Origin of the sequence: Paracoccus sp. (in: a-proteobacteria), from assembly GCF_030538755.1 — a bacterium.
Lineage (GTDB): Bacteria > Pseudomonadota > Alphaproteobacteria > Rhodobacterales > Rhodobacteraceae > Paracoccus.
Genome location: NZ_JAUNTJ010000011.1, coordinates 35,033 through 55,249, shown reverse-complemented (window position 1 = coordinate 55,249; position 20,217 = coordinate 35,033). Strand labels below are relative to the sequence as shown.

19 protein-coding genes are annotated in these 20,217 nt (G+C 66.9%); 12 read left to right on the top strand and 7 right to left on the bottom strand.

Annotated features, from left to right (window positions below; all coding sequences use genetic code 11):
- Nucleotides 1–27: 27 nt before the first annotated feature.
- The 5 genes from Q4G14_RS08630 to Q4G14_RS08610 all read right to left on the bottom strand — a co-directional run bounded on the left by Q4G14_RS08630 (nt 28) and on the right by Q4G14_RS08610 (nt 4,503).
- Nucleotides 28–696, bottom strand: coding sequence for a CPBP family glutamic-type intramembrane protease (locus Q4G14_RS08630; RefSeq protein ID WP_303361332.1), 669 nt, complete (start codon nt 694–696; stop codon nt 28–30).
- Entirely contained in the window at nt 693–1,451 is a 759-nt protein-coding gene (locus Q4G14_RS08625; protein ID WP_303361372.1) for a GH25 family lysozyme, read from the bottom strand. Before Q4G14_RS08625 ends, Q4G14_RS08630 begins: the two co-directional genes overlap by 4 nt.
- A gap of 154 nt (nt 1,452–1,605) precedes the next feature.
- On the bottom strand, nt 1,606–1,902 hold the full coding sequence (locus Q4G14_RS08620; protein WP_303361331.1) for a hypothetical protein: 297 nt from the start codon (nt 1,900–1,902) through the stop codon (nt 1,606–1,608).
- Nucleotides 1,903–2,001: 99 nt separating this feature from the next.
- Nucleotides 2,002–2,982, bottom strand: coding sequence for a sulfotransferase (locus Q4G14_RS08615; RefSeq protein ID WP_303361330.1), 981 nt, complete (start codon nt 2,980–2,982; stop codon nt 2,002–2,004).
- Nucleotides 2,983–3,123: 141 nt separating this feature from the next.
- Complete coding sequence (locus Q4G14_RS08610) at nt 3,124–4,503, bottom strand: FAD-binding oxidoreductase (RefSeq protein WP_303361329.1); 1,380 nt, start codon at nt 4,501–4,503, stop codon at nt 3,124–3,126.
- Between the two features lie 147 nt (nt 4,504–4,650).
- On the opposite strand from Q4G14_RS08610, the gene Q4G14_RS08605 reads away from it, so the two are divergent.
- The 3 genes from Q4G14_RS08605 (at nt 4,651) to Q4G14_RS08595 (ending at nt 8,435) form a co-directional block, all read left to right on the top strand.
- A complete protein-coding gene (locus Q4G14_RS08605; protein WP_303361328.1) occupies nt 4,651–5,538 on the top strand; it encodes a glycosyltransferase in 888 nt (295 codons plus the stop codon).
- A complete protein-coding gene (locus Q4G14_RS08600) occupies nt 5,535–6,350 on the top strand; it encodes an NAD(P)-dependent oxidoreductase (RefSeq protein WP_303361327.1) in 816 nt (271 codons plus the stop codon). The genes Q4G14_RS08605 and Q4G14_RS08600 overlap by 4 nt, the downstream gene beginning before the upstream one ends.
- Before the next feature lie 138 nt (nt 6,351–6,488).
- Nucleotides 6,489–8,435, top strand: coding sequence for an AAA family ATPase (locus Q4G14_RS08595; protein ID WP_303361326.1), 1,947 nt, complete (start codon nt 6,489–6,491; stop codon nt 8,433–8,435).
- A 76-nt stretch (nt 8,436–8,511) separates the two neighbouring features.
- Here the strand turns inward: Q4G14_RS08595 and Q4G14_RS08590 are convergent, their stop codons facing one another.
- Entirely contained in the window at nt 8,512–9,561 is a 1,050-nt protein-coding gene (locus tag Q4G14_RS08590) for a TAXI family TRAP transporter solute-binding subunit (protein WP_303361325.1), read from the bottom strand.
- 28 nt (nt 9,562–9,589) lie between these two features.
- Nucleotides 9,590–10,492, bottom strand: a complete 903-nt coding sequence (locus tag Q4G14_RS08585; RefSeq protein ID WP_303361324.1) for a hypothetical protein — start codon at nt 10,490–10,492, stop codon at nt 9,590–9,592.
- Between the two features lie 276 nt (nt 10,493–10,768).
- Here Q4G14_RS08585 and ybgC point away from each other — a divergent pair, with 276 nt between their 5' ends.
- The 9 genes from ybgC to ftsH all read left to right on the top strand — a co-directional run bounded on the left by ybgC (nt 10,769) and on the right by ftsH (nt 20,148).
- Nucleotides 10,769–11,173, top strand: coding sequence for a tol-pal system-associated acyl-CoA thioesterase (gene ybgC, locus Q4G14_RS08580; protein WP_303361323.1), 405 nt, complete (start codon nt 10,769–10,771; stop codon nt 11,171–11,173).
- A 172-nt stretch (nt 11,174–11,345) separates the two neighbouring features.
- On the top strand, nt 11,346–12,038 hold the full coding sequence (gene tolQ / locus Q4G14_RS08575) for a protein TolQ (RefSeq protein WP_303361322.1): 693 nt from the start codon (nt 11,346–11,348) through the stop codon (nt 12,036–12,038).
- A gap of 2 nt (nt 12,039–12,040) precedes the next feature.
- A complete protein-coding gene (locus Q4G14_RS08570) occupies nt 12,041–12,499 on the top strand; it encodes an ExbD/TolR family protein (RefSeq protein ID WP_303361321.1) in 459 nt (152 codons plus the stop codon).
- A 3-nt stretch (nt 12,500–12,502) separates the two neighbouring features.
- Nucleotides 12,503–14,086: a protein TolA gene (locus tag Q4G14_RS08565; protein ID WP_303361320.1), complete on the top strand. Its 1,584-nt coding sequence runs from the start codon at nt 12,503–12,505 to the stop codon at nt 14,084–14,086.
- 37 nt (nt 14,087–14,123) lie between these two features.
- Entirely contained in the window at nt 14,124–15,458 is a 1,335-nt protein-coding gene (gene tolB / locus Q4G14_RS08560; protein WP_303361319.1) for a Tol-Pal system beta propeller repeat protein TolB, read from the top strand.
- 11 nt (nt 15,459–15,469) lie between these two features.
- Entirely contained in the window at nt 15,470–16,027 is a 558-nt protein-coding gene (locus tag Q4G14_RS08555; protein WP_303361318.1) for an OmpA family protein, read from the top strand.
- A 14-nt stretch (nt 16,028–16,041) separates the two neighbouring features.
- Nucleotides 16,042–16,956 carry a tetratricopeptide repeat protein gene (locus Q4G14_RS08550; RefSeq protein ID WP_303361317.1) on the top strand — a complete coding sequence of 305 codons (915 nt, stop codon included), beginning with the start codon at nt 16,042–16,044 and terminating at the stop codon, nt 16,954–16,956.
- Nucleotides 16,949–18,181: a tRNA lysidine(34) synthetase TilS gene (gene tilS / locus Q4G14_RS08545; protein ID WP_303361316.1), complete on the top strand. Its 1,233-nt coding sequence runs from the start codon at nt 16,949–16,951 to the stop codon at nt 18,179–18,181. Before Q4G14_RS08550 ends, tilS begins: the two co-directional genes overlap by 8 nt.
- 68 nt (nt 18,182–18,249) lie before the next feature.
- Complete coding sequence (ftsH, locus tag Q4G14_RS08540; RefSeq protein WP_303361315.1) at nt 18,250–20,148, top strand: ATP-dependent zinc metalloprotease FtsH; 1,899 nt, start codon at nt 18,250–18,252, stop codon at nt 20,146–20,148.
- Nucleotides 20,149–20,217 lie beyond the last annotated feature (69 nt).

The window sequence follows — 20,217 nt, the reverse complement described above, 5'->3', positions numbered from 1 at the left end:
GGCGCGGCAGCGCAGTAAAGTCAACCGTCAGAAGGGCCTCTGGACGTTGCCGGTCCAGAAATAGACGCCCATGCCGACGGCAAAGATCATATTCCCCGCCACCGCGTGCAGCACCCATGCCGCCGGAAAGCCGTGCCGCAGATAGGCGCGGGCAAAGACCCAGCCGCCGATCAGCGTCATGGCGGCGACGATCCATGACCAATACATCAGATGCGCAAAGCTGAAGATCGCCGAATTGACCAGCAGCGCCTGACGCTGATTGTCGAACAGGCTGCCATAGCGGTGAAAGAACAGCGGGCGAAAGATCAGTTCCTGCGGCAAGGCCGACAGCAGCGGATACAGCGACCAGATCACCAGCAGAAACTCGGGCCGCGACCGCAGGATGCCAAAGATCGCCCCCTGCCGTCCGGCCAGCCACAGGATGATGACGCCCGAAACCAGCGTCACGGCGGCCAGCAGCGCGGCTTCGGCCCAGGGGATTTTCCGCCAGCCGCGAAACAGCGACCGCCAGTCGAACCCGCCGGTGAACCACAGCAGGATCAGCCCGGCGACGGTAAAGGCGAACAGTGCCGGAAACATCTGCCGGGGCGGCAGAAACAGCGCCATCGCCAGCGGCGCGCCGATATACAGCGCGGCAAACTCGATCCCCAGCCGCAGGCGGCGGTTTGCGTGTGGCAGGGAATCGCTGGTCGTCATCGTTGCAACCTGTTGTTCAGATACTGACGCCATTGCGCGGGCGATCCGGCAAAGACGTTCAGATCGACGTCGCCCCGGATACCCGGCACGATGCCGGTGCCGGAATATTGCCAAAAGCTCCAGCGTTGGCCGGGATAGACAAGGCGCGGGTGGCCCGCGACGCTGCGCAGCCAGAATTCCTCGGGCCAGTTGCCAAGGTTGTTGTCGCGATAGAAATCGACCGTGGTGTAGATGATCGGGCGCTGACCATAATGCTGGTGCAGGATGTCCTTGAAGATTTTCGCCTCGCGCAGCACCTCGTGGCTGGGCGGGCGGCGCGGGCAGGTGCGCGAGGCCGTCCATTCCAGATCCAGCACCGGCGGCAGCGCGCCACGTTCGCGCGGCACGTTGCGGATGAACCATTCCGCCTGCTGCCGGCCCGAGCGGCAGAAGTAGAAATAGTGATACGCCCCGCGCGGGATGCGGGCCTGCGCGGTTTCATACCAGTAACGGCGAAAGTTCGGGTCGGCATGGTCGCCGCCCTCGGTCGCCTTGATGAACACAAAGCTGACACCGGCGCTGCGCACCCGGTTCCAGTCAACATTGCCCTGCCAGCGCGACACGTCGATGCCATGCACCGGGTGGGCATAGGGGTGCCCGCCGACCCACGGATGCGGGGCGCGGTCGCCCAGTTGCGGCACCGTGGTCGCCACGCTGCCCGCCATGACGGCAGGGCCGCTTGCCCGTTGCTGCGGAGCAGGGCCGCAGGCGGCCATGACGGCCAGAACCAGCCCCAAAAGAAGTTTCGTTGCCTTGCGCACCCTGCCCCCGACTTGTCTGGTGGATTTTCGGCACCTATCGCAAAACTCGGGCGCAAAGTCACGGGTGCCCGAGTGTCACGAAAGCGTCAGCGGGCAGGCAAGGCCCGCATCAGTTCGACGGGGCCGTGGGCAGCGTCTCGCCGGGTGCCGACGTCGCGGGCTGCCCCTCGGCCTGCGGAGGTTCGCTGCCGGGGGTCGGCTCGACCGTGGGGGTCGGCGGAATGGTTTCGGTTCCCCCGGCCTGCCCGCTTTGCGGCACCTCGACCTGCGTCAGATCATCGGGCGAAGGATCGGATGCACCGAAAACGAAAAAGACCAGCGCCGCGACCACCAGCGCCAGCAAAATGGCCAGCAGGGCGGGGCTGTGCTTGCGCGCCTGTTTTTCGGGATTCGGGTTATGGGACATGCTGTTTCTCCTGCTGGTTGAGGGCACAACGCCGCAGGCGGCGCAGGGTTCCACAGCAGGTGCCGGGGCGGCCGATGGCTCACCGTCGCCGGCCATGCACTATTCCAGATGCCGCAGGTCTTGCTGCATGATCCGCTGCCGCGCCTTGTGCCCCAGCCATGCCAGACCCAGCCGGTTCGAGGCCAGGTCCAGCATCGTATCGCGCAGCCCATAGCGGTTTATGCGAAAGCCCATCCGCTTGAGCTTGCCGCGCAGTTTGACCCGCAGCAGCCGCAACCGGGTCAGCCTGACCGGGGCCACATCGCTGACAGAATAGCCGCGCGCCGCAATCAGCGGGCCGACCGCGCTGTCAATCAGCGCAATATCAGACATTTTCGCACTACGCTGCCACCGAAAAGACGATGACGCATCAACCGGGCGATAGCTGGATGTTTCGTGAAACCGCAGCATCACCGGATCAAAATCGACGCCCAGAAACCGGCACAGACGCTCGATCTGTTCTCGGGGTTGATCGACAAGGCTTTCGAAATGCACGGTCTTTATCGGCCTTGTGGCCAGTTGCGATGCGGCCCGGTCCCAGTCGGCTTCGGTTGCGACCCAGTGTTGCGCGGCGTGATACACATCCCCCGCCCAGCCCATGCGGACCGAGGAAATCGCCACATCACGCGGATCGCGCACAAGGTGAATGACCCGTGCATCCGGCAACAGCGCCAATGCGGCATCCAGCCCGCGATGCAGCGACAAAACCAGCCGCGCCTGCGGCTTGTGCGCCTTCAGCGCCGCGATCATCTCGGCCACTGCGGGCTGGCCATGGTGACTGCGGGGCGGCGCGATAGAAGACTGCATAAAGATCCGGTCGCCCAGCAGGCGATTGCGATCCAGAATCCAGCCGCCCCCGGATGGCCGCAGATGATCGAACAGAAAATCCGCCTCGATCGGGCAGGACAGTTGTGGATGCATGTCCAGAATCAACCGCAGCATGGTGGCACCCGACCGCAGCGCACCATACAGAATTACCGGCGGCGCGGCAGGCGGCCCAGCAACAGGCACCGGACCATCGCCCGCCACATCGCGAGACATGATCTCATTTGCAATGTTCATTGCACCGCCACCAAGCAGATTCTTCAATCAGCCGACACGCAGACAAATATCGACCTATGGTAGATCCAAAGGCGGCCCGCAAACCGGATGCGTGTATGTTCTACGCAAACACCTGATATGTCAATTGCGATCGGGTATCAATTTACCCGGATTCAGGATATTACGAGGGTCCAGCGCCGCCTTGATCGCGCCCATGACGACCCATGCCTCGCCATGTTCGGCGGCCATCAGGGGGCGTTTGCCGACACCGATGCCATGTTCGCCGCTGATCGTGCCGCCCACAGCCAGCGCGCGTTCGGCCATGCGGCGCGCGATGGCCTTGGCGCGGGCCAGTTGATCGGTGTCGCCGGGATCGACCAGCAGCGCGGCGTGGAAATTGCCGTCGCCGACATGGCCCAGAATCGGGCCGGTCATCCCCTGTTCGGCAATATCGGCACTGGCGGCGGCAACGGCCTCGGCCAGATGCGACATCGGCACGCAGACATCCGTCACCACCGCCGTCGCGCCGGGGCGCAGCGCCAGACAGGCCGGATAGGCCTGATGCCGCATCTTCCACAGGGCCGAGCGTTCCTCGGGCGTGTCGGCCCAGTCAAAGCCGGTGCCGCCGAATTCCTGCGCCAGATCGCCGAACGCCGCCGCATCGGCGCGCACCGATTCCGCGCTGCCGTTGAATTCCACGAACAGATGCGGCGTTTCGGGATAGCTGCGATGCGCCATCGCGTTCACCGCCCTGATCCCCAGCGAATCGACAAATTCGATCCGTGCCATCGGAATGCCCGACTGCATCGTTGCAGTGACGCATTCGACCGCCGATTCCAGCGTCGGAAAGGCACAAACCGCCGCCGCGACATGTTCAGGCTGGCCGTGCAGCCGCAAGGTCAGTTCGGTGATGATGCCCAGCGTGCCTTCAGACCCGACCATCAGCCCGGTCAGATCGTAACCGGCGCTGGATTTCGCCGCGCGGGTGCCGGTGCGGATCACCCGGCCATCGGCCAGCACCACTTCAAGCGCCAGCACGTTATCGCGCATCGTGCCGTATCGCACCGCCGTCGTGCCACTGGCCCGCGTGGCCGCCATGCCGCCAAGGCTGGCATTGGCGCCCGGATCGACCGGGAAAAACAGCCCCGTCGCGCGCAGTTCGGTGTTCAGCGCCTCACGCGTGACGCCGGGCTGAACCGTGACCTGCATATCGCCGGGGCGGATCTCGATCACCTTGTCCATGCGGCCAAGGTCCAGCACCACCCCGCCATGAACCGCCAGCGCGTGCCCCTCTAACGAGGTGCCGGTGCCCCAGCCGATCACCGGCACCCGGTGTTCGTTGCAGATCGCCAGCGCGGACGAGACCTCGGCCGTGGTCAGCGGCCAGATCACCGCATCGGGCGGCGGGGCGCGATGAAAGGTCTCTGACCCGGCATGGTGATCGCGGTCAGCGGCACGTTGCGACAACCGGTCGCCGAAAACGGCGGTCAGAGCGGCGATGGCGGGTTCGGAAATGGGCATGGGCGTCTCCTCGCTGAAGGGGGTTCTAGCGTGATCCGGCGCTCTGTCCAAGACGCGCGGCGGCTGTCATAATTCATTCATCCGATTGTGACAGTGTTGCCCCGACAATCCTGGCCCACGCCCCACAAGAGATTGAAAAACATGACAATGCAGCCACCGCCCCAAACCACGCCGACAGAATCGCCCGCCGATTGTTACACCCTTGCGCCCGGATTGCGGGCTGAACGCGGGCCACAGGCCGGGTGCGCCTATGTGACGCTGGTCACGAATGCCGATTATCTGCCGGGGGCCGAGGCTCTGGTGCGCTCGCTGCGGCTGACCGGCACCGGGGCCGATATTGCGGTGATGCACCGCGGCATTCCGCATCCCGCGCTGCAAGGGCTGCGCGACCTTGGCGCACGGCTGATCGCGGCGGACCTGCTGCCCACTTCGGCGGAATTCGACCGCACCCACGCCCGCGACGCCCTGCACGCCCGCGCCGCATTCACGCGCGGGGGCAAGCCCGATTTCCACACGCCGCTGGATAATTTCGTCAAGCTGCGGCTGTGGCAACTGGATTACGCCCGCACGGTGTTCATCGACGCCGATGCGCTGGTGGTGCGCAATATCGACAAGCTGTTCGGCTTTCCCGAATTCTGCGCCGCCCCGAATGTGTATGAGGGGCTGGACGGGTTCCACCGCATGAACTCGGGCGTGTTCACGGCGCGCCCCGACGCGGCCACCTTTGATGCGATGATGGCGCGGCTGGATCGGCCCGGCGTGTTCTGGCGGCGCACCGACCAGACCTTTTTGCAGGAGTTTTTCCCCGACTGGCACGGGCTGCCGGTCCAATACAACATGCTGCAATATGTCTGGATCAACATGCCCGCGCTGTGGGACTGGGACGGGCTGCATGTGATCCATTACCAATATGAAAAGCCGTGGTCGGATCATGCCAAGGCGGCGGCGCTGCGCCCTCTGATCCAGATCTGGCGCGACATCGCGGCGGGCGGCCCGCTGCCCGACCTGTCCGCCCAGATCCGCCCCGCCGCATGAGGGTGGCGCTGACCGGCGCGACCGGGCGGCTGGGGGGCATGATCGCGCCCGCGCTGGCGGCAGCGGGGCATGATCTGAACTTGCTGCCCGGCTGGCGGCTGGGGGATACCCCCGATCTGCGCGGCACCGATGCGCTGGTGCATCTGGCGCTGGCCCATGCCCCCGGCCGCTATCGCGGGGGCGAGGGCGACGACCCCGCCGGGTTCCGCGCCGCCAATCTGGATGGCACCCTGCGCCTGTGGCAAGCCGCCGCCCGCGATGGCGTGGGCCGCGTGGTGTTTCTGTCATCGCGCGCCGTGCATGACGGCCATCCGCCGGGGATGCGCCTGCCCGACGACCTGCCCCCCGCGCCGACCAGCCTTTACGGGCAGGTCAAGGCGCAGGCCGAGGCCGCGCTGGCCGCTCTGCCCCTGCGCGGCACCAGCCTGCGGGCAACCGGCGTTTACGGGCCGGGGCGGGCGAATAAATGGGCACCGCTGTTCGCCGCATTTCTGGCCGGGCAACCGTTCGAGCCGCATGTCGCCACGGAACTGCATGGCGACGATCTGGCCGCCGCCATCGGGCTGATCCTTGCGCATCCCGCCCCGCCCGCCACGCTGAACGCCAGCGATCTGGTGCTGGACCGCCACGATCTGCTGGCCGAGGTGGCCAAGCTGACGGGGTGCCGCCACCCTCTGCCCGCGCGCGCCGATGCCAGCGGGCTGCGCCGTCTCGATTGCACCGGGCTGGCCGCAATGGGCTGGCGTCCGGGCGGGTTTGCACGGCTAAGGGCCAGCCTGCCCGGCCTGATCTGCGACATTCCTGCATCATAGCGGGAAAACCCTGAAAATAGCGGGCATTTATTGGAATTTCTGCCTCTGATCGGGGGTCCGCTGAATAGACAAGGCGCGGGGCTGGCTTTACACTGTCAATCATAAAAGAACCCCGTTTTTATTGATTGCGCCCCGCCGATGACACCAGCCCGGCCTGCCTTGCCCTTGTTTTGCCCCGCCTTCCGCGCCATTCCCGATCCGGCCTGCCATTTCATGTCGGCCAGCCATCGTCAGGCCATGACGATGATGGAATTTGCCGTTGCCAATAATCAGGCCATTTCCCTGCTGACCGGCGATGTCGGCACCGGGAAAACATTGCTGATCCGCAGTTTTGTCGAATTGCACCGGGATCAGGCGCATATCGGGCTGATCGGGCAAAGCGGCGCCGATCTGCTGAACCCGCTGCGCTGGGTCTTGCAGGCCTTCGGGCAGGATGATTCTGACGCGCCGCCGTTCGAATTGCTGGGCCGGTTGCGCCAGTTCCTGCACGCCCGCCACGCCGAGGGGCGGAAAGCCCTGCTGATCGCGGACGAGGCGCAATCCCTGTCGCCCGAGGCACTGGACCACTTGCGGCAACTGGCCGATCTGCATCAGGACGGGCTGACGCTGATGCCGCTGTTTCTGGTCGGCGACCCGGCGCTGCGCGTGATGGTGGCCGCGCCGGAAAACCGCGCTCTTGGCAGCCGCATCGGCGGGCAGGTTCACCTGACGCCGCTGACCGAACAGGAAACCGCCGCCTATGTTGCGCACAGGCTGGCGGTGGCGCAATGTCTTTGCCATCAGGGCGCGCAGGTGTTCGATGCCGGCAGTCTGGCCATCCTGCATCAGATGTCAGGTGGCGTGCCCCGGATCATCAACTATCTGGCGCAGCATTGCCTGTATCAAGCCGCGATGGATGGCCGGCGCGAACTGGACGCCGATTTCGTGCGCAACTGCCTTGCCGGGGCCATATCCGATGGCACGTTGTCGCATCTGGCCCCCTGGGCGCTGTCGGGTGCAGATGCGGCACCTGTGGCGGCGGCGGGATCATCGGCGGATCTGACACTGGCCACGCAGGCCATGCAGCAGATGCAGAGGTGGCAGGATCAGCCCTTGCCCGCCGACCCCGCTCGGCCCGAAGCGCCCGCCGTTCAGGACGACACACCCCCTGCGCCGGTGACGCAGCCGCAGGTTTCGCAGGCTGTGGATATGGCAGAGGCCGAACCGGTCGCAAACCCGACACCGGCAGTCGATCCCACGCCGTCAGCCCCGGCCACCGCCCCGCCCCTGCCCCAGCCGGCACCGCGCCGGGGCCGGGTCGCGGCCTTGGGCGCGGCCGGCGCCCTTGCGGCGGCACTGGCCGGGGTCTGGTTGCTGCGGCCCGGCCCCGACACCGCCCAAGGCCCTGCGCCCTTGGGCACCACCGCCGAACAGTCCATGGCATCCGCCGCCCCCACACCCGCCGCGATGACCGCTGAAACACCCGCGATGCTGCTGGCCGCGCCTGCCGTCACCACAGCGCCGCCTGCCGCCGTGGTGGTCGCCGAACCCCCGCCCCTGCCCCCCGTCATCGAGCCGAACGCACCGCCCCCGCCCCAGGACCTGTTCAATCAGGCCCTGACGGTCGAGGCGACAGACCCGGCGCAGGCGGCACTGCTGTATGCGCGGGCGGCGCTACGCGGGCATCAGCGGGCGGCCTATTACCTTGGCCAGTTGTATGACACCGGCGTTGGCGTGCCTGCCGACCACCTGCGCGCCGCCGCCTGGTATGACCGCGCGCCCGACATCGCGGCGGCGCAGGCGCGGCTGACCGCACTTGCCGAGACCCCGGCATCACCCACCCTCGCAGACGCGCCGGTTCTGGTGATGCAGGACAAGCTGTCAGACGGTCGGGCCGAACTGCATTGGCGCGGCGCAGCGGGCACCCCCCGCTTTGCCGTCGAATATATCATCGCGGGGCAAGAGACCTCGCAGCATCTTGAAACCGTGCTGAACGCAGCGATGATCGACGCCCCGGTGGCACGCTGGCGGGTGACGGCGATGGACGCGGCGGGGCAGCCCGCAGGCATCAGCGCATGGGCCGATCTGACGCCAGCCCTGAACTGAGCCAGCCCGCGCAACGCATCTGAAAACAGCAAAACGCCCGGCGCATCGCACCGGGCGCTTGCCGTCAGGGCACAGATCAGCAGCCCAGGGCGGCGCAGATGCTGCGGCGATACGCCTCGTTCGCTTCGCTTTCGATGGCCGCGGCAGGGGTGGCGGGGGCGGTGCAGTTCGCCTGATAATCCGGGCTGATGCCCCGGTTCACGCAGCTTGCAATATCCCAGCCGGGGGGAATGTCGGACAGATCGACATCCTTCCATTTCGGATGCCCGTTTTCGCGCAGATCATCCAGCCGGGTCAGGATCAGCGACGACAGATCCGACACGCCATTGCACGCCGCCCGGTGATAGGCATTCTGACGCGGATTATATTCATAGGTCATCAGCACCGCCTTGACCGCCAGCAACTCGACCGCCTGCGACTGGAAATCATAGGTGCCCGCCGGAATGGTTGCCGGAGTGTAAACCGCGCTCAGCGTCGGGTCGGCAATCGGCAGCAGATGGAACTGCGCCCCGTCGATCTGCCCTTCGGTATAGATCGCCGCCGGGGCACCCGCGACATAAAAGAACGCGTCGATATTCCCGGCCTTCAGTTCCGGCAGCGCATCGGCGGGCGAGATCTGCACCGTTTCCGCCGGCTCGACCCCGGACAGCGACAGCATCAGCGAGGCGGTCAGAAAGGTGCCGCTGTTTTCCACCCCGATCGCCACACGCTTGCCCGCCAGCCCCTGAAAATCGGCGATGTCGTTGCGGGCAAGGATATGCACTTCTTCCTCATACAACGGAAAGGCGATGCGCACGCCGGTGATCGCACGGGCCACCGCCGGATCATCCGCAGCGAAGGTCTGCATATATTCCAGCACGTCGTTCTGGACGATGCCGAACTGCGTGCTGGGGCGCTGACGCACACCCAGAAAGTTTTCCAGCGAGCCGGCCGATTCCACCACATTCAGCGTCTGCCCGCATTGCTGCATCAAACCCGCCATATCGCGACCGAACTGGATATAGGTGCCGGTCGGACCGCCGGTCATCACACTCATCTCGGTTCCTTGCGCATGGGCTGGCAACAGCGGCCCCGTGACAAGGGCGGCCGCAAAGGCAATCTGGCGCAGAATCCGTGACAGTCTCATGGTTTGTTTCCTTTGTTGGTCCCTGACGTCAGCAGCCGCCAAGTCGAGATACAAGCACCAGCAGGGTCTGCCGGTTGATGGGGTTCTGCACCTGCCCCAATGCCTCGGGGGCACAGGTGCCATCGGCCAGCAGGTTGCGCAGACGGGTGCGCAGGGCCGGATCGGCGGGCAACCCCGGCGCATTGGCCAAGGCCGCGTCAATGGCCGCCAGACGCGCGCGGCTGTCTGTCGCCTGCTGCGGCTGCGATTGCGACGTGGCTGGCAGGGCGTCTGCCTCGGCAACAGGGGTGGGCTGCGCCGCTGCCTGATCGCGCAGGGCCGCCACATCCGCCGATACCGCATCACGATCAGCCGTCAGCGCAGCGACTTCGCCACGCAGCGTTTCCGCCTGCGATTGCAGCGCGGCCAGCTCATCCCGCGCCGCTGCGGCATCGCCCGCAACCTGCGCCTGCTGTGCGGCGGCTGTCTCGGCCTCGGCCTGCGCGGCGGTCACGCGATCCTGCTGCGCCGCCTCATCCGCCGCCAACTGCGCCAGACGCGCCTCTGCTGTGTCAAGCTCGGCCCGCACCTCGGCCTGCCGCGCAGTCAGAGCCTGCGCCGCCTCGGTCTGCTCAGCGATCTGCGCCTGCACCGCATCACGTTCGCCGGTCAGGGCGGCAACCTCGGCGCGCGCAGCCTCGGCCTGCTGTGCCAACTGGTCCAGTTCGGACCGGGCCTCGGTCAGTTGCGCTGCCACCTGCTCATGTTCAGCGGCGGCCTGTTGCGCCTGGGTAATCTGCGCCTGCGCCGCGTCGCGCTCGCCGGTCAAGGCGGCAACGTCGGATCGCAACGCCTCGGCCTGTTGCGTCAGCTGCGCCGCCTCATCCTCTAGCGCGGCGACAATCTGGCGCAGGTTTTGCGCCTGCTGCGACATATCCTCTTGCGCGCGCAATCCGGATGGAGCGGTCAGAAAAACCAGCGACGCCAACAAATAACACATAAACCGCAGCACAAATTTCCCCCAATTCAGCCCGGTTCAGGATCAGAAATAACAATCGCTTGTCAACGATTCTGACCACCGCTTGCAATATTTATCCAAGCAGGCTGCTTATTTACCATGCCGCACACCAAAACAAGACCGCCCCGTTCAAAATACGCCGCCCGGTGCTGGACGACAGCAACAAAGCAGGCCACAAACTGATTGGGCAAAGCCACGGAAAGAACCAGAATGCACAAATTCCCGATCCGTATTTATTACGAGGATACCGACCTTGCCGGAATCGTCTATTACGCCAACTATTTGAAATTCATCGAACGGGCGCGGTCAGAATGGCTGCGCGACCTTGGCGTGGATCAGGCCGCGCTCAAGGATACGGGCATCGTCTTCGCCGTTCGCCGGGTCGAGGCCGACTACCTGTCCCCGGCCCGCTTCGACGACCTGCTGACGGTCGAAACGCGCCCGATCCAACTGGGCGGATCGCGGATCGTGATGGGGCAGGATGTGCTGCGCGACGGGGTGCCCCTGTTCCGCGCCATCGTCACCGTGGTCTGCGTCGCGCTGAACAGCGGCCGCCCGACCCGCATCCCCGCCTCGGTCGCAGCGGCGCTTTTCCCGCAGGAAAGCCCCGGCTGACCCCACAGACAAACCGCGCAGCCCATCTTTGGTCCGTAAATATCCCGGGGGTCCGGGGGCTGGCCCCCGGCCTGCTCACCCCGGCCTCGCGCCAAAGTGTTGCCCAAGCCGCTGACGACGGCGTAAACTGCCGCTAGAAGCCCGCCACAGACGGGCACACAAGAGGCAGAGCATGGAAACCCTTCAGGCCGCACAGGCCATCGACTTTTCGCTGTTGGCGCTGTTTGCCCGCGCCTCGCTGACCGTCAAGGTCGTGATGGTGGTGCTGATCCTGATGTCCTTCTGGGCATGGGCGATCATCATTCAGAAACTGCTGGCCTTCGCCGCCGCCCGCACCTCTGCCGGGCGTTTCGACCGCAGCTTCTGGTCGGGCGAGCCGCTGGACGATCTGTATGACCGCATCGGCGACACGCCGCGCGGCGCGGCAGAACGCATCTTTGCCGCCGGGATGACCGAATGGCGGCGCAGCCACCGCGATGATGGCGCGCTGATCCCCGGAGCCGGCCAGCGCATCGACCGCGCCATGAACGTCGCCATCCAGCGCGAAGAAACGCGGCTGATGCGCGGCCTGTCCTTTCTGGCCACCACCGGCGCGACCGCCCCCTTCATCGGGCTGTTCGGCACCGTCTGGGGCATCAAGAACGCGTTCGAAGGCATCGCCGTCAGCCAGAATACCAACCTTGCCGTCGTCGCCCCCGGCATCGCCGAGGCGCTGCTGGCGACCGCGCTTGGCCTGCTGGCCGCAATCCCGGCGGTGGTGTTCTATAACAAACTGTCGGGCGATGCCGATCGCATCACGGGCAATTACGAAACCTTTGCCGACGAATTTTCCACCCTGCTGTCGCGGCAGATGGCTGCGGACTGACCATGGCGCAGGTGGTCAGACGTATGGCGCGGGGGCGCGGCGCACGCGGGCGGCGGCGCAATGCGCCCATGGCGGAAATCAACGTCACGCCCTTCGTGGATGTGATGCTGGTGCTGCTGATTATCTTCATGGTCGCGGCCCCTCTGTTAACCGTGGGCGTGCCGCTGGAACTGCCGCGCACCGCCGCGCAGGCCGTCCCGACCGAACCCGAGGAACCGCTGGTCGTGTCGATCCCGGTCGAGGGCGACATCCGGGTGATGGACAGCGCCGTCACCGAATCCGAACTGATCGCGCGCCTTGGCGCGGTGCTGGCCGAACGCCAGTCGCAACGCATCTTTTTGCGGGCCGATGGCAGCATCCCCTATGCCCGCGTGGTGCAGGTGATGGGGGCGCTGAACGCGGCGGGCCTGACCGATCTGGTGCTGGTGACGGAAACCGGCGGGCCGCGGATGGGCGGTTAAGCCATGGAGCGGGCCGAACGCATCGGGCGCTGGACCTCGGGGGTGGCGCATGGCGGGCTGATCCTCTGGGCAGTGCTGGCGGGGGCTTTCCTGCGCCCGCAAGATGGCCCGGCGATCCGCCAGACCGAAGTCACCACCATGTCCGAGGCCGAATTTCAGGACTTTGCCGCCGCATCACGCGGGGCCGGGCCGATAACGCCGGGCACGACCGACATTGCCGCCCTGCCGCAACCGCCCGCCGATGACAGCGCCGCGCCTCTGCCCGACGCTGCCGCGCCGACCGACACACCCGACACCGCCGCCGCTCTGCCCGCGCCGCAGCCCGCCGAGGACCAGCCGGATCTGAGCGGCGTCCCCCCCGCGGCCCCGGTCAGCGCGGCCACGGAACTGCCGCAGATGGCCGCACCCACGCCCGACAGCGCACCGGCCCCGGCACCCCTGCCCGCGCCCCCTGCCCCGCCGCAAACCGCGCAGGCCCCGGTCGCACCGCCCGCGCCACAGGCGGAAACCGGCCTGACGCCCCCCGCCGCGCCTGAAACCGCCCCGCAGCCGCGTTCGGAGCTGGCGCTGGACGCCTCGCCCCGCCCACAGGCCCGCCCCGACGGGCTGCTGGCCGCCCGCGAGGCCCGCCTCGCCGAGGCCGCGCGCCAGCAGGCCGAGGAACAGGCACAGCGTCAGGCCGAGGCGGACCGCATTGCCCAGGAACAAGCCGCCGAAGCCGCGCGCCAAGCCGAGGCAGATCGGATTGCACAGGAACAGGCGGCAGAACAGGCCCGTCAGGCCGAGGCGCAGCGCATCGCACAGGAACGCGCCGCACAGGCCGCACGTCAGGCCGAGGCGCAGCGGCAGGCCGAAGAAGCACGGCGGCAAGCCGAGGCGGATCGCATCGCTCAGGAACAGGCCGCCGAAGCCGCCCGGCAGGCCGAAGCAGACCGCATCGCGCAGGAACAAGCCGCCGAAGCCGCACGGCAGGCCGAGGCCGAGGCCGCGCGGCGGCGGTCGGCCGAAATGCCCTATGATCCGCTGGCCGAGGCACTGGCAGATGCCTTTGCGACCGATCCCGACGCAGCGGCCAGCATCGGCGGCGGGCTGTCGGCGGAATTGCAGGCGGCGCTGGATGATGCCGCGCGCGCCGAACAGGCGGTGCGCGATGCGGGGGCTGCGGCGGCGGTCGGGGCCTCGCGCACCGAACCGCAGGGCGACGCCTTGGCGATGGCGCTGGACCGCGCGCTTGGTGCCCCCAATGCCGGGGCGGCGGACGGCCCGCCGCTGTCGCTGTCGGAACGCGAAGGGCTGGTCGTCGCCATCAACGCCTGCTGGAACCGCGCCATGCTGTCACTGGACGCGGCGCAGACCTCGGTTTCGGTGCGCTTTCAGATGAATATGAACGGCATCCCCGATCAGGCCACGCTGCGGCTGGATGCGTCGGATGGCGGATCGCCCGCCGCCGTGCAGCAGGCGTTCGAGGTGGCCAGCCGCGCCATTCTGGAATGTGGCCGGGGCGGTTACGCGCTGCCGCCGGAAAAATACAACCGCTGGCGCGAAATCATCGTCGATTTCCGCCCTCAGGGGCTAAGCGTGAACTGATCTTTCGCCGCAGGGCCAACATTGCTAAGGACCGGATATGTTTTGCCGTGTGATCCCGTTTTGCGCCTTGCTGACCGCCGCCCTGCCGCTGGCGGCGCCCGCCTTTGCGCAAGACCAGGAAGGCCCGTTGCGGATCGAGATCACCGATGGCGTCACCGAACCCATGCCGCTGGCGATCGCACCCTTTCACGGTGATGCGGACATGGCCGCGAAGGTGCGGCAGGTGGTGATCGACGATCTGACCGGCACCAGCCTGTTCCGCGCCATCCCCGATGAGGCGCATATCACCACCCCCGCCAGCTTTCGCAGCCCCGTCGCCTATGCCGACTGGCGCGCGATCAATGCGCAGGCGCTGGTCACGGGCGATGTGGCCGTGACGGGCGAAGGTGATGCCGCCGAAGTCACCGTCAAGTTCCGCCTGTTCGACGTGGTGGCGGGCCAGCCCCTGGGCGAGGGGATGCAATTCGTCACCGCCCATGCCGACTGGCGCCGCGCCGCGCATAAGATCGCCGATCAGATCTATGCCCGGCTGACCGGCGAAGGCCCCTATTTCGACAGCCGCGTGGCCTTTATTCAGGAAACCGGCCCCAAGGACGCGCGCCGGATGCGGCTGGGGGTGATGGATTTCGACGGTGCCAACCCCGTCTGGCTGACCGACGATTCTCATCTGGTGCTGTCGCCGCGCTTTTCCCCCGACGGGACCAGCATCCTGTTCACCAGCTTTGAAACGGGGGTGCCGCAGATTCGGGTGATGGATGTGGAATCCGTCACCTCGCGCCCGCTGACCTCGGCGCGCGACAGCATGGCCTTTGCGCCGCGCTGGTCGCCCGATGGCCGCTGGATCGTCTATTCCCGTGAAAAGCGGGGCAATTCCGACATCTGGCTGATGGATGCCGCCACCGGGGCCGCGCGGCCTCTGGCCGAATCGCCCGGTATCGACACTTCGCCCGATTTCAGCCCCGATGGCAGCCAGATCGTGTTCGAAAGCGACCGTTCCGGCACGCAGCAACTGTATGTGCAGCCGCTGACCGGCAGCGAGCCGGCGCGCATCAGCTTTGGCGAGGGACGCTATAGCAGCCCCGTCTGGTCGCCGCGCGGCGATATGATCGCCTTTACCCGCCAGAACGGCGACACCTTTCATATCGGCGCCATGCGCACCGACGGGTCGGGCGAACGCAGCCTGACGGAATCGTTCCTTGACGAAAGCCCAAGCTGGGCGCCCAATGGCCGGGTGGTGATGTTCACCCGTGTAACGCCCGGTGGCGATGGTGCGCCGCGTCTGCATTCTGTGGACATCACTGGCCGTAACATGCGGCCGCTGGATCTGGATTTCGCGGCCTCGGACCCGTCCTGGGGACCGCTTTTGCCATGAGGACACCGGCCATGACGCCCCGCTTTCCCCTGATCGCCGCCGTGGCCCTGCCACTGCTGGCGGCCTGCACCCCGCCTGCCCCGCCGCAGCCGGTCGCCGACCCCTATGTGAACAGCGGTCGCGGGGCGGTCTATCAGGGCAGGATCACGCAAGGCGACTTGGGCGGGCAGGCGACGGCGGCCTATTTCAGCGGCACCGTGGGCGATACCGTCACCTTCATGCAGGACGAGGTGAACCTGTCGGCCGAGGCCCGCGCGATCCTGACCCGTCAGGCGGAATGGCTGCGCCAGCACACCGGCTTTACCGCCCGGATCGAGGGCCACTCGGATGAAAAGGGCACGCGCGAATATAACCTTGCCCTGGGTGCCCGGCGGGCGGGCGCGGTGCAGGAATACCTGATCGCGCAGGGCATCGACACCGCGCGGGTGCAGACCAGCTCTTTCGGCAAGGAACGCCCGCTTGAGGTCTGCTCGACCGAGGTCTGTTTTGCCCGCAACCGCCGGGCCGTGACCATCGTGACGCCCGCCGATGCGCCGGTTGCGCCGCCTGTCGCGGGGGCCGGGGTATGATGCGGGGCCGGATCATGCGGGCCGGGCTGGTCGCGCTGACGCTGTGCTGTGCCGCGCCGTTGACGGCACCGGCGCAGCCCGCGGCTGAAGCGGCCACCACCCTGGCCGATCTGCGCGCCCAGTTGCGCAGTCTGGCCAGCGAACTGCAATCGCTGCGGGCCGAACTGAACGCCTCGGGCGCGGCGGGCTTTCAGGCGGCGGGCGGCGACAGCGCCATCGACCGCATGAACGCGATCGAAGCGCAGATCGCCCGCCTGACCGGCCAGACCGAACAGTTGCAAAACCGCATTGGCCACGTCGTGACCGATGGCACCCGCCGCATCAACGACATCGAGTTCCGCCTGTGCGAGATGGACCCGGCCTGCGATCTGGGCGCGCTGATGACGCAGCCCGATCTGGGCAGCATGGCGCAGGGCGGCGCGCCGGTCGCCCCGGTGATCGCGCCCGTCCCCGACAGCAACGGCGGTGCCGGCGCGGCACCGGCCTCGACCACGGAACAGGCCGAATTCGACCGGGCGCAGGAGGTGCTCGGTCAGGGTGACTTTCAACGCGCGGCCGAACTTTTCGCGGCCTTTGCCCAGACCCACGCCGGCGGGCCGCTGACGGCGAATGCGCTGTTTCTGCGCGGCGCGGCGCTGGACAGTGCGGGCGATCCGCAGGGGGCCGGGGCGGCGTGGCTGGAATCCTTTGCCGCAGCACCCGACGGGCCGCAGGCCGGGGCCAGCCTGCTGGGACTGGCGCGGGTCATCAGCGACAGCGGCGATGCGCTGGCTGCCTGCCTGTATCTGGCCGAAATCCCCGCCCGCTTTCCCGGCAGCGCCGCTGCGGACGAGGCAAACCGCAGGCTGAACGCGCTGGATTGCGCCAGCCAGTCGCTGCCGCTGATCGACGATCCCGAAGCCGCCGCCGATCTGGCCGAACATGGCTGACACGGCCAGCACGGAATCCCGTGTCCGTGCCTCGCTGGACCGGCTGGCAGGCGATCTGCCTGCGCTGGGGATCGCGCTGTCGGGCGGCGGCGATTCGACCGCGCTGCTGCATATCGCGCATGGCTGGGCGCGTGGGCGCAGGCTGATGGCCGCCACCGTCGATCACGGCCTGCGCCCCGAAAGCGCCGCCGAGGCCCGCACGGCGCAAAAGGTCGCGGAAACGCTGGGTATCCCTCATGCCACGCTGAAATGGCAGCGCGACACGACCGAGGGCAACCTGATGGCCAATGCCCGCGACGCGCGGCTGCGGCTGTTGTCGGGATGGGCGCAGCGGAATGATCTGCCCGCCGTGCTGCTGGGCCACACGCAGGACGATCAGGCCGAAACCCTGCTGATGCGGCTGGCGCGCGGGGCGGGGGTGGACGGGCTTGCCGGAATGGCGGAATGGCGCGACGCCTTTGGCATCCGCTGGCTGCGCCCGATGCTGTCGGCCAGCCGGGCCAGCCTGCGCGACTGGCTGGCCGAGCGCGGCCTGCGCTGGATCGACGATCCCAGCAACGACAATGCCGATTTCGACCGCATCCGCATCCGCAAGGCCATGGCGGCGCTGCAACTGGACCCGGCGGCACTGGCGCAATCGGCGCGCAATATCGGGCAGGCCCGCGACGCGCTGGCCCATTACGCGGCGCAGGCGGCAGACGAGGCAACAGCCGACCGAGGCAGCCTGGTTCTGCCGCGCGCGCCCTTTCGCCTCAGCCCGCCCGAGGTGCAGCGCCGTCTGGCGGTGGCCGCCGCCCGCTGGATCACCGGCGCCGACTATCCCCCCCGCCGCGCCACGGTTGCCCATGCGCTGGCCGCTTTGGCCGCAGGCAGCCGGGTGACGCTGGACGGCGCGCTGTTCTGGCCCGCCGGCGATCGCATCCGCGTCATCCGCGAACCCGCCGCCGCCATGCGCGCCGCCGAAACCGATGCGCCGGTCTGGGACAACCGCTGGCAGATCAACGGCCTGTCACCGGGCCAGACGGTTGCGGCGCTTGGATTCGAATCGCTCGATCAGGTGAACTGGCGTCTGTCGGGCCTGTCGCGCGACGAAGCGGCGGCAAGCCCCGCGATCCGGGCCAAAGGCCGGGTTCTGGCCGCGCCTGCCCTGCGCCCGCAGGCCCCCTGGCACGCCGAACCGCTGCGCGGCGCGACGGAATTTGGCCGACTTGTTCACCTTGATTGAGCATTCGCATTGAACCTGACGCCATAATCCCTATCTTGCCGGGAAACCGTGGTATCGGAGGCTCCCGCTTGGGTAACGCACGCAATATCGCCTTCTGGGTGGTCCTGTTCCTGATGATTCTGGCGCTGTTCAATCTGTTCGGCGGCGAATCCGCGCAGATGAACAGCCGCCAGATCAGCTATTCCGACTTCATCCAGCGGGTGAATAACGATCAGGTCGCATCCGTCACCATTGATGGTGAGGATGTCGGCTTTGTGACCCGCGACGGCCAGCGTTATGCCACCGTCCGCCCCGAGGGCGAGGAAATCGCCAACCGCCTGATCGACCGCAATGTCGAGGTGCGGGTGGTGAAACAGCAAAGCTCGGGCTTCATGTCCCTGCTGGGGGTGTGGCTGCCGTTCATTCTGCTGATCGGCGTCTGGATTTTCTTTATGAACCGGATGCAGGGCGGCGGGCGCGGCGGGGCCATGGGCTTTGGCAAGTCCAAGGCCAAGCTGCTGACCGAAAAGCACGGGCGCGTCACATTTGACGACGTGGCGGGCATCGACGAGGCCAAGGAAGAACTGGAAGAAATCGTCGAATTCCTGCGTAACCCGCAGAAATTCAGCCGCCTTGGCGGCAAAATCCCCAAGGGCGCGCTGCTGGTCGGCCCGCCCGGCACCGGGAAAACCCTGCTGGCCCGCGCCATCGCGGGCGAGGCGGGCGTGCCGTTCTTTACCATCTCGGGTTCCGATTTCGTGGAAATGTTCGTCGGCGTCGGCGCAAGCCGTGTGCGCGACATGTTCGAACAGGCCAAGAAATCCGCCCCCTGCATCCTGTTCATCGACGAAATCGACGCGGTGGGCCGGGCGCGCGGCGTCGGCATCGGCGGCGGCAATGACGAACGCGAACAGACGCTGAACCAGCTTCTGGTGGAAATGGACGGGTTCGAGGCGAACGAAGGCATCATCATCATCGCCGCCACCAACCGCAAAGACGTGCTGGACCCGGCGCTGCTGCGCCCCGGCCGCTTTGACCGCCAGATCCATGTGCCCAACCCCGACATCAAGGGGCGCGAGAAAATCCTTGGCGTTCATTCGCGCAAGGTGCCGGTCGGTCCCGATGTCGATCTGCGCATCATCGCGCGCGGCACGCCGGGCTTTTCGGGCGCAGACCTGATGAACCTGGTGAACGAGGCCGCGCTGATGGCTGCGCGCATCGGCCGCCGCTTTGTCAGCATGGAAGATTTCGAAAACGCCAAGGACAAGGTGATGCTGGGCGTCGAACGCCGCAGTCTTGTGCTGACCCCGGAACAAAAGGAAAAGACCGCCTATCACGAGGCGGGGCACGCCATCGTCGGTCTGTCGCTGCCGAAATGCGATCCGGTCTATAAGGCCACCATCATCCCGCGTGGTGGCGCTTTGGGCATGGTCGTCAGCCTGCCGGAAATGGACCGGCTGAACATGCACAAGGACGAGGCCAAGCAGAAAATCACCATGACCATGGCCGGCAAGGCCGCCGAGATCATCAAATACGGTGAAGAAGGCGTCTCGAACGGCCCGGCAGGCGACATCATGCAGGCCAGCCAGTTGGCGCGCGCCATGGTGATGCGCTGGGGCATGTCCGACAAGGTGGGCGCGGTGGACTATGCCGAGGCGCATGAGGGCTATTCCGGCAACACCGGCGGGTTCTCGGTCTCGGCCACCACCAAGGAACTGATCGAATCCGAGGTGCGTCAGCTGATCGAGGACGGCTATCAGGACGCGCGCCGCATCCTGCTGGAAAAATCCGAAGAATTCGAGCGGCTGGCCAAGGGCTTGCTGGAATACGAAACCCTCACCGGCGAAGAAATCGGCAAAGTCATCCGAGGCGAGGCTTTGGGCGGTGACGACGACACCCCGTCCAGCACCATCCCCTCGGTCGCCTCGGTGCCGAAAATCGGCGGCGTCGGCCCCGCCCCGACCGACAGCGAGCCGAACCCGGCCTAAGCCGGACAGGTGCCATCATCACAGCAAAAGGCGCGGCAATGGTCGCGCCTTTTTCATACGCGACGCGGC

Coding starts and splice junctions, on each gene's coding strand:
- Q4G14_RS08630 (WP_303361332.1), bottom strand. CDS start 696: ATGACGACCAGCGATTCCCTGCCACACGCAAACCGCCGCCTGCGGCTG.
- Q4G14_RS08625 (WP_303361372.1), bottom strand. CDS start 1,451: ATGGCCGCCTGCGGCCCTGCTCCGCAGCAACGGGCAAGCGGCCCTGCC.
- Q4G14_RS08620 (WP_303361331.1), bottom strand. CDS start 1,902: ATGTCCCATAACCCGAATCCCGAAAAACAGGCGCGCAAGCACAGCCCC.
- Q4G14_RS08615 (WP_303361330.1), bottom strand. CDS start 2,982: ATGTCTCGCGATGTGGCGGGCGATGGTCCGGTGCCTGTTGCTGGGCCG.
- Q4G14_RS08610 (WP_303361329.1), bottom strand. CDS start 4,503: ATGCCCATTTCCGAACCCGCCATCGCCGCTCTGACCGCCGTTTTCGGC.
- Q4G14_RS08605 (WP_303361328.1), top strand. CDS start 4,651: ATGCAGCCACCGCCCCAAACCACGCCGACAGAATCGCCCGCCGATTGT.
- Q4G14_RS08600 (WP_303361327.1), top strand. CDS start 5,535: ATGAGGGTGGCGCTGACCGGCGCGACCGGGCGGCTGGGGGGCATGATC.
- Q4G14_RS08595 (WP_303361326.1), top strand. CDS start 6,489: ATGACACCAGCCCGGCCTGCCTTGCCCTTGTTTTGCCCCGCCTTCCGC.
- Q4G14_RS08590 (WP_303361325.1), bottom strand. CDS start 9,561: ATGAGACTGTCACGGATTCTGCGCCAGATTGCCTTTGCGGCCGCCCTT.
- ybgC (WP_303361323.1), top strand. CDS start 10,769: ATGCACAAATTCCCGATCCGTATTTATTACGAGGATACCGACCTTGCC.
- tolQ (WP_303361322.1), top strand. CDS start 11,346: ATGGAAACCCTTCAGGCCGCACAGGCCATCGACTTTTCGCTGTTGGCG.
- Q4G14_RS08570 (WP_303361321.1), top strand. CDS start 12,041: ATGGCGCAGGTGGTCAGACGTATGGCGCGGGGGCGCGGCGCACGCGGG.
- Q4G14_RS08565 (WP_303361320.1), top strand. CDS start 12,503: ATGGAGCGGGCCGAACGCATCGGGCGCTGGACCTCGGGGGTGGCGCAT.
- tolB (WP_303361319.1), top strand. CDS start 14,124: ATGTTTTGCCGTGTGATCCCGTTTTGCGCCTTGCTGACCGCCGCCCTG.
- Q4G14_RS08555 (WP_303361318.1), top strand. CDS start 15,470: ATGACGCCCCGCTTTCCCCTGATCGCCGCCGTGGCCCTGCCACTGCTG.
- Q4G14_RS08550 (WP_303361317.1), top strand. CDS start 16,042: ATGCGGGCCGGGCTGGTCGCGCTGACGCTGTGCTGTGCCGCGCCGTTG.
- tilS (WP_303361316.1), top strand. CDS start 16,949: ATGGCTGACACGGCCAGCACGGAATCCCGTGTCCGTGCCTCGCTGGAC.